The following is an 8511-nucleotide window of genomic DNA, read 5'->3' on the forward strand; positions in this document are numbered from 1 at the left end:
CCAAACGTCAGTACCTGGTGGAAGGCCAACAACCAGGTTCATTTTTCTTTGGATGACAAGAAAAAGCACCAATACGACAAATCATCCAAGGTTTGCCTGAAGGTGCGCTGGGATTCGATCTCTCGCGATCGTCAAAATGTTTGGTTTACCGATTTGAAAATTGACTCTCTCGCCAATCCCGTCATGGATAAAGTACGTGCTGAGTTTGGAGATAAAATTTGGTTGTCTTTTTGGTGCAATACGGGCAAAGGCGATACCCTGCTGGTACAACCTTTGCTGCTGACCCGTGGACACAAGGGCAAGTGGGGTGCAAACAACAGAACACCTATTTGCTCGGAAAAGTGGGTGTTTGTGAAATTCAATCTGGCCGAACTTGACTATTCCAAATGGGGTGAAGGGCCTGCACTGCCTGACCTCAAATCTGATGCCATCCGTTGCTTCGAAGTGGGTTTGCTCAATGGAACAACTGCTCCGAAAGGCTTTATTGAAGCGCATTTTGACGATGTGATGATTTCAAATTATGAGCCTTTTGCTAAGGAGGCAAAAGAAAAGTAAAAGAAATTAGGTGCTGCTTATGCAATTTCGCCTGTTTTTTCATCCAGTGAGGAACTAAAAACTCACAACCATGAAAAAACTGTACTTTTTACTGATTGCATCAATTTGGGGAATCACCCTGCTTGGACAAGCATCCATTACCCTCCACTGGCAAGTTACCAATGAACAAAATGAACCTTTGGTAGGGGTTAGTGTCTGGAAAAAACAAACTACCGAAGGTACTCAAACAGATGAAAACGGTATGTTTTCGATTAATGTAGTACCGGGGAGAGATGAACTTGAATTTTCTTACCTGGGGTATGAGACTTCAAAAATTGCGGTACGTAAAGAAATGAAGGAAAAAGGAGTCGAAATACTTATTCCTGCGGAATACAACTTGCCTGAAGTTACAATTTTAGCTTACAATGGATGGCAACACGGGTGTTGTTGCCTTGGTTACGTCGTTAGCAAAATTAGGGTGTTAGATACAATCCCCGCATTTAACATATCTCAACCCAAAATTCGGATTTACCCAACTCCAACCAGCGCTTCCGTATTTCTCCAGCAAGAAACGCCACTTGGTAATCTGGACTTGTACAACCTCAGCGGCCAAAAACTCCAAAGTTTCAACTTTAGCGATCAATTGAATGCATCGATCAATTTGGGAGACTGGCCTTCGGGAACCTACTTTTTGCGAAGTAGCAAGGGCTGGGTAGAGAAGCTCATTTTGCAGAAGCAATAGAAATAAAATAAGTAGTTGTCTACATTAAATCTGTCATTTAATGCAGACAACTACTTATTTCATTCCCGTTGCTTATTTTCTGCTATGATTTCCGCAATTTCCGCTGCTGTTTTATTGACAGCTTGGACAATTAAAGGAAGCAATACGCCATTTTTGGCAAGGGCCAAAATTATCTGCTTTTTTTCCTCTTCAGCTTTTAACTCGGCTTGTTCTTTTCCTCTGGCTTCGGCTTTAATCAATTTGGCATCAATCTCTGCTCTGGCATCTTCTTCCCGCATATCTACATAATCGTAAGCATCCAGTTCCTCCTGAGTCCAAGTGTGTTGATTCGCTTCTTCGTAGGCAGTAAGCAAGCCTTTGTCATCTACATTGCTGGGGACTAAGTCTAGATTTTCAGCATTTTTTATAAAGTATATCCATTTATCGGTCAAAGTACTCAGTTCGTTTTCTGCTTTGTTGAATTTCTTAAGTTCCACAAAATTGAATTCGACATCTTTGATGGTTACCTCGCCTGTATCTATGTCCAGCACACGGCTTCGACTTATGTAATGAGGATTTTCGGTGTGGCTAAAATCCAAAATGCCAATAAAATAAGCTGGTTTTAACTTTCTATACTGGTCTGCCCGTTGAATTTGACTCGTATAACTTTTGGTCAAATAATACAAGACCCGTTTATCGAAACCATCTTTCTCGGCCACCTGCATTTCTACAATAAACTGTCTCTTTTTTTGGTCGGTGGCACGCACATCTAAAATGCTCACTTTCCCGCCCCGTAGTTTTGGAAGTTGATAAGGATTCAGAATGGTTACTTCCATGATTTTATCCTTGCCTTCAAAACCCAGAATGGCATTGAGAAAAGAAATAAGCACTTCCGTATGGTTTTCACTACCAAAGATCTTCCTAAAAGCTACATCATTTTTTATATCGGCGAATTTCATACATACATTTTAATACAAAAATAACTGAATTTTGTATTTATTTCAACTTTTAATCAATAAAAGATTTTATCAAAAGTGCTCAATTCCCCACCCGTTCCATCTCATCACTGGCCGCGCCGCCACTCCGCCGTGCCGACTTCAGAGGCTTCCCAAAGCGATAGGAAAAGGCCAGGTTTACAACCCGCGAATCTCTGGTCAGCAGGAAATATTCCTGGGCATCAGGGAAATCCGTCAAACCTTCCATGACCTGGGTGTAAAAGAGGTCGCGGATGCTGAGTTTGAGGGTCGCTTTTTTCTTGAACACTGGTCTGGAAATACCCAATGACAATTGCCCGGTATCGTAGAGCAGTTCTTGCAGGTCATTGCGGGCGCGGGTGGTATAAAAGCCTGAAATTTCAGCGCTGTACACGTCGTTGAGGCGAAATTGATTGCTGATGCTGAAATTGACCTGGGAGATCGAGGAGGAGTAAGTGCTGTTTTGGTAGCCTTTCAATTCTTTGTGGTTGAAGAGCACCTGTCCGTTGAAAGACCACCATTTGAAGGGCGAAAGTTGCAGGGCTACCGATGCTCCGAAATTGTACATCCTGCCCACATTGCCATTCGTGTAAATGAGAATATCTCCGCCATCGGATACGAAAAGTTGAGAAAAATAATTGCGGATGATGCTGTACGAAACCGAAGTCGTCAGAAAATCCTTGTATTGGTGGCTCAATTCCAGGTTCCAGGTATACTGCGGCAAAAAATAGGGGTTGCCCCGCTCGTAAGTGTATTTGTTGATGATGTTGACAAAAGGGTTGAGTTTTTGAAATTGTGGTCGATCCAATCTGCGGCCTACAGTGAGGGTGAAGGTGTTAGAAGAATCAGCCTGGAAGGAGACATAACTGGAAGGAAAAAAGCCCTGATACCGCCGCGAAAACGCCGAGTCGGGTCGCTCTATATTGCCCAATTGATTGGCATCGTAATTGGTGCGTTCGTAGCGCATTCCCAACTGCATGGAGAAACGATCCACTTTGTGTTCGTAACTGCTGTACAAGGCGTGGATGTTTTCTTTGTACAGGAAGTGATTGGTTTTGCCATAATCCTGCCGCCAAACGGTACCATTCCCTTTTTGATAATCCGCGGTGTTGTCGGTATCGATGAAGGAATTTTTGTACCCGGTTTCCAGTTTTCCGTTGTCGCCAATTTGCAAACTGTGGTCTATTTTGAGCGAGGTGATGGCCAATTGAGAAGGAAGAAATCCCATTGAGCCTTCCACATACCCCCCGTTGACCTGCAAGGAATTGTTGAAAAACTGCTCATTGTTGATGTCGTAGCTCAGCCAATCAAAATCCACGGAGAGCTGTTGCTTTTTGCTGAAGCTGTGTTTGCCAGATAAGTTAAGGCCAGCTGTGGTGAACTTCCCCCCGCTGGTGCTGCTGGTGGCAATGGTGGAATCGGTTCCCCCTTGCACGTTTTCCCAGTTGGCGCGGGCGGTACTGCTCCCTTTTCGGTTGTTGGTAATGCCAGTAAGGGCAAAACCGAGGGTGGTTTTATCCGAAAGGTAATAATCCAGTCCAGTTTTGAGCGTATTGTTGAAACCCCGGTGAATCAGGGTAGTGGGCTGATCCAGGCGGGATTCAACCTGATCTTGTTGGTTGAAATATTCCCGCAGGGCGTAAATTTTGGTGAAGCCTTTGTTGTAATTGCTGCTGTACGTCAAAAAAGTATTGAAGCGGCCATTGCGGTAGTTGAGTACCAGACTGTGGTTGGTTTTGGTATAAACGCCTTGCCCGTATGAATCAGTAAGCGTGCCATTGAAACCCTTTTGCTTGTTCTTTTTGGTCTTGATGTTGATGATACCCGCGTTGCCGCTGGCATCGTATTTGGCAGAAGGATTGGTGATCAGCTCGATTTGGTCAACTTGACTGGAGCTCATGCCGCCCAAGAGGTTGTTCAACTCTGCACCCGATAAGTAGGTTTGCTTGTCGTCGATGAGTACCAAAACGCCCGTTTTGCCCATCAGGCTGATGCCGCCATTGCGGTCTACCATAACTCCGGGAGATTTTTCCAGCACTTCCAGTATGGTTGTTCCAGCATTGGTTACTGCCGCATCTACATTGACGATGGTTTTGCCCTGGATGCGTTGAATGAGGGCTTTGCGGCTGGTCACGGTAATTCCTTCCAGGGTTTTGTTGTCGGGCTGGAGGCTGATGCTGAGTTTTTGGGCAGCAATGGCTTCTTTGCTCAACTCGGTACTCAATTCTGCATAACCAACAAAACGGATTTTCAGGTTGTAACTGTTGGAGGGTTTAATGAAAAAAACAGCCATACCTTTTTCATCGGTAACGGTCATTTGAGGGTTTACAGAGCGGTTTGCAGCATTGAGTTCAACCGTTGCGCCGATCAGGGGTGCTTGTTTTTCGTCGAGAACAGTAAGTGTAAAATTGGCTTCTGAAGCAGGTGCTTGCCCTAAACAAAAGCTTGAAAAGGCTAGAAGAATAAAAAAAGTTAAATACTGCTGCATGAGATCATCAATTTAAAATCAATTTACCAATTCGACCTCCACCTCCTGCGAAATAGACTGCATTGCCTTTCTTGGCCTTCCGGCAAACATGAAAGCTTTCCTTGCTGATCCAGGACCAGTTCTTACCTTCGTCGGTGCTGTAATCCACCCCATTCAGACCGCAAGCAATCCAGTTTTTGCCTTTCAAGTATTCCACGCAACTGCGGTAGCCATGTGGGCCAACCAATGGAGCGGCAAAAGTCATTCCACCATTGGTGCTGACAAAGCAGTTGTCTGTGGTGGCATCTTTGGTCATAAAGTCACCACCCATCACGATCAGGATTTTTTTGCCTTTGATGGCGATGGAGTTGGCCCCTGTCGTTTCTTTCCCTTGAATAAGAGGCAGGTCTTTTTTCAAACCAGGCATAAAGAGGCTGGATTTCTTGCCACCACTGGCGAAAACAAAACCGTTTTTGCTGAACATTCTGATGTTGGTACCGCTGCTGGCAAAAAAAGCTTCGCCTGTTGCTGCGGTAGGTTGCTCTTTATCCGAGAGCGTCTGCCAGGTATTCCCGGCATCCTGGGTTTTGGCAATAAAAACTTTCCCTTGCAAAGGATCGCCAATTACCATCCCGTTTTGGGCATCAAAAAAATCCATCGCATCCATGAACATGGAAGTATCGCGGTTTTCGTATAACTTTTTCCATGTTTGTCCGCCGTCGGTTGTCTTGAGGATGTAGGCAGGTGAAGCGACGCCCATGACAATGGCCGTTTGGGCATCAAAGGCTTCGATGTCGCGAAAGTCGGTTTTTTCAAACCCCTGGACATTCATCCATTGCCAATTTTGGCCGCCGTCGGTAGATTTACCAACCGTACCTGCACTGCCACTTACCCAGATGGTTTGATCATCTACTGCACTAAGTCCGCGAAGTGAAGTTTTGGTGCCTGCACTCAAGATTTGGATGGTCTGGCAACGCGCCGACAAGTTGAGCAAGCAACTCAAGAGCAGCAATAAGTAGCTGGTTTTTAAAGGCATGGTTTGGGTATTTGGGTGCGGCACAACTCTAGAAGTCCGCACAAAATTAAAGCTTTATTTTCGGGTAAAATTCACCCTTTTGGGGGTAAAAAACTAAAATTGCTTACCTCTTCCACACCATCAGTCCTTGGTTGTTCCGCGCCACCAAAACCGTCCCATCGGTTAAAGTAGCTATTTTGCGCCCCTGGCCATTGACCCAAAATCCGGATTGTGCCGGATTCATTGCCGCCCACTTTTTACCTCTGCGGGTCAGTACACAACCATAATCGGCATCGTAACGGCCCAAGCTTGGACGGATACCATACCAATTGCCTACACTCAGGATTTCCTTTTGGCCATCGCCATTGATGTCGGCTTGGGTGAAATTGAAAATGGGGGCAAATTGGGCTTCCGTGGGCAATGCTTCAAGTGCATATTGGCCTTTTCCGAGGTATTTTCCCCAGGAGGAAGCAAAAGTTACCGCTCGATGATGAATTGCATCTTTCAACATTTCCGCTGAAAAGACTTGCTCAAAACCACACTCGGCAAAGGGGCGGTACTCTAAAAATTGTTTCTTGAGGACATTCAATTGGCCAGTCAGTTCGTCTTTGTTCATATAAGTATACCGCCGCCCTTGCTTGTAGTAAGCCAGAATAGGGTCGGTCTGGTAGTTTTGATCAAAGTCTTTGACATACAACTCAACGGGTTCTGTTGCAGAAGCTTTGAGTTCTGAATTGAGTCCCAGATTGCCAAGCAATAGATCGGGTTTGCCATCCTGGTTGTAATCTTTACTGGACACGGTATTCCACCATCCTTCCGAATTGGGAACCTGGTCCAAGGAAAATTGGTCTTTGTCCACTTTGAAGATGCAAACCGGCATCCACTCTCCTACCACTACCAATTGCAGGCCGTCTGCTTGCTGAACGATACATGCATCGCTGACCATGCCGATTTTTTGCAATTCTGGGGCCACTTGCTTGGTCACATCTTTGAAATGCCCTTTGCCGTCGTTTTCGTATAGGTGGCTATTGGGCACCAGGCCATAGGACTGAAAAATGGAACGACTCCCTACAAAAAGATCGAGTGCGCCATCTCCATTGAAATCAAAAGGCAGAACACAAGAACCTTCGTCGTAATCAAGCGGTAAGGCATTGGTATTTTGAGTAAATTTTCCTTTGCCATCGTTGATCAGCAATACATCGAGCAGTGCTGGGTTTTGTTCAGCATATTGATGACCTGCGCTGACCAGATAGGCGTCTAAATCACCGTCCTGATCGGCGTCAAACAAGGCAGCATCCACCATTTCTTGCATGGGATCAATGAGCAAATCACGGGCTGTGAATTTTCCATTGGCCGATTGGAGGTACAAAAAGACCTTTCTGCCCCCAATCAGCACATCTTCTCGCCCATCGCCGTTGACATCCCCAAGGGCTAGCGCGGGGCCCTGGCTAGATAGCATGTGGGGAATCAGTTGTTCGCTGTCGAAGTCGATGTATTCGTTTTCGAGGTGGGCGTAATCCAGGCCAAGTTCGGTTGTATATTCCTTCAAAAAAGGGATAAGGGCTGGGGAAATCGTTGGTTCAACAGGCGCCTGATATTTGATGGTTTTCCGTTGATCGGCAGGTATGTTTTTGAGTAGCTGTATTTTGCCGTCTGGCCAACGAATCTCCAATTCATCAATATTTTTGGCTGCGCCAAGTCCAAAATGCAGCAGGGGTTCTGCCGATGACTGGAATCCTCGGGTGCTGTACAATTCTTGAATTTGCTCCTGGTCATTGGCTACAACACGCACGCGAGTACCGTAGCCAAAGGGATTTTTACCAATTCCTTCCAATTGAATTTGCAGCCAATGCTGATTGGGTTTTGCTTGCGCTTTGTTTTCAAAAATACTAGCGGTTTCATTCAGGTTGTTCAAGACCAGATCGAGGTCGCCGTCGCGATCCAGGTCGGCATAAGCGGCGCCGTTGGAACAGCCGACTTGATTGAGTCCCCAGGAGGCGGATACATCTTCAAAACTGAGGTTGCCCTGATTGCGGTAAGCGAAGTTGGCAACTTTGCCAAAAGGCATTTTTTCGGTGAGGGATTGATCTGTGGCCGATTGCTGTACCGTGGCATTGGAGATGAATTTGAGGTAATCCAGGTCGTTGGGGCGGCGAAAAATGCCGTTGCCTACAAAGAGGTCTTTCCAGCCGTCGTTGTCAAAATCGGCTAGCAAGGGCGACCAACTCCAGTCGGTTGCGCTGATGCCAGCCAGTTGACCAATTTCGGAAAAACTCGGATACGCTTGCCCGCTGACCAAACCCCGGTTGAGTTGCAACATGTTGCGCGGGTACTGGTAATGGTAGCCATAACTGAGTTTGGTTTGAAAAATATTGTAAGGATCAGCACCTACCGAACTTTTGCTGACCACCTCGTCATTGGGTTTCATGTCCATGGTAACCAGGTCTAGCCAGCCGTCGTTGTTGAGGTCGGCCATGTCATTGCCCATCGCAAAGGTGCTAGTATGTCCCATCGAGGTACTGATGGACTCCTGAAAAGTTCCATCGCCGCGATTGTAATAGAGGTAGTCGTTTTCGTGAAAATCGTTGGAGACGTAGATATCCGGCCAGGCATCGTTGTTGAGGTCGCCAATGGCAATGCCGAGGCCAAACCCAATCTTGCTGCCATAAATGCCCGCAGCAGCGCTTACATCTTCAAAAGTATCGCCATCATTGCGCAGCAGGCGATCGCCAGAAAGTTGATCCCGGTTTTGGCGGATATTGGCTCGACTGTAGTTTTCGGCATCGTGGATGGAATGATT

At 46.2% G+C, this 8511-nt stretch carries 6 protein-coding genes; 2 read left to right on the forward strand and 4 right to left on the reverse strand.

Annotation, left to right across the window (positions count from 1 at the left end; all coding sequences use genetic code 11):
• Together ABW391_RS10910 and ABW391_RS10915 are read left to right on the forward strand one after the other, a co-directional pair.
• A partial coding sequence (locus tag ABW391_RS10910) for a hypothetical protein (protein WP_353481895.1) occupies positions 1 to 555 on the forward strand: 555 nt, incomplete at its 5' end.
• A gap of 70 nt (positions 556 to 625) precedes the next feature.
• Complete coding sequence (locus tag ABW391_RS10915; protein WP_353481896.1) at positions 626 to 1276, forward strand: T9SS type A sorting domain-containing protein; 651 nt, start codon at positions 626 to 628, stop codon at positions 1274 to 1276.
• Positions 1277 to 1335: 59 nt separating this feature from the next.
• On the opposite strand, the gene ABW391_RS10920 is transcribed toward ABW391_RS10915, so the two are convergent.
• The 4 genes from ABW391_RS10920 to ABW391_RS10935 form a co-directional block, all read right to left on the reverse strand.
• The gene (locus ABW391_RS10920; RefSeq protein ID WP_353481897.1) at positions 1336 to 2214 is read right to left on the reverse strand and encodes an Rpn family recombination-promoting nuclease/putative transposase; all 879 of its coding nucleotides are present in this window, start codon (positions 2212 to 2214) and stop codon (positions 1336 to 1338) included.
• A 79-nt stretch (positions 2215 to 2293) separates the two neighbouring features.
• Positions 2294 to 4717, reverse strand: a complete 2424-nt coding sequence (locus ABW391_RS10925; protein WP_353481898.1) for a TonB-dependent receptor — start codon at positions 4715 to 4717, stop codon at positions 2294 to 2296.
• Between the two features lie 7 nt (positions 4718 to 4724).
• Entirely contained in the window at positions 4725 to 5732 is a 1008-nt protein-coding gene (locus ABW391_RS10930; RefSeq protein WP_353481899.1) for a WD40/YVTN/BNR-like repeat-containing protein, read from the reverse strand.
• Between the two features lie 103 nt (positions 5733 to 5835).
• Positions 5836 to 8511, reverse strand: a 2676-nt coding sequence (locus tag ABW391_RS10935) for a VCBS repeat-containing protein (RefSeq protein ID WP_353481900.1), incomplete at its 5' end; no start/stop codon positions are given.

This window comes from Haliscomenobacter sp. (assembly GCF_040403615.1).
GTDB lineage: Bacteria > Bacteroidota > Bacteroidia > Chitinophagales > Saprospiraceae > Haliscomenobacter.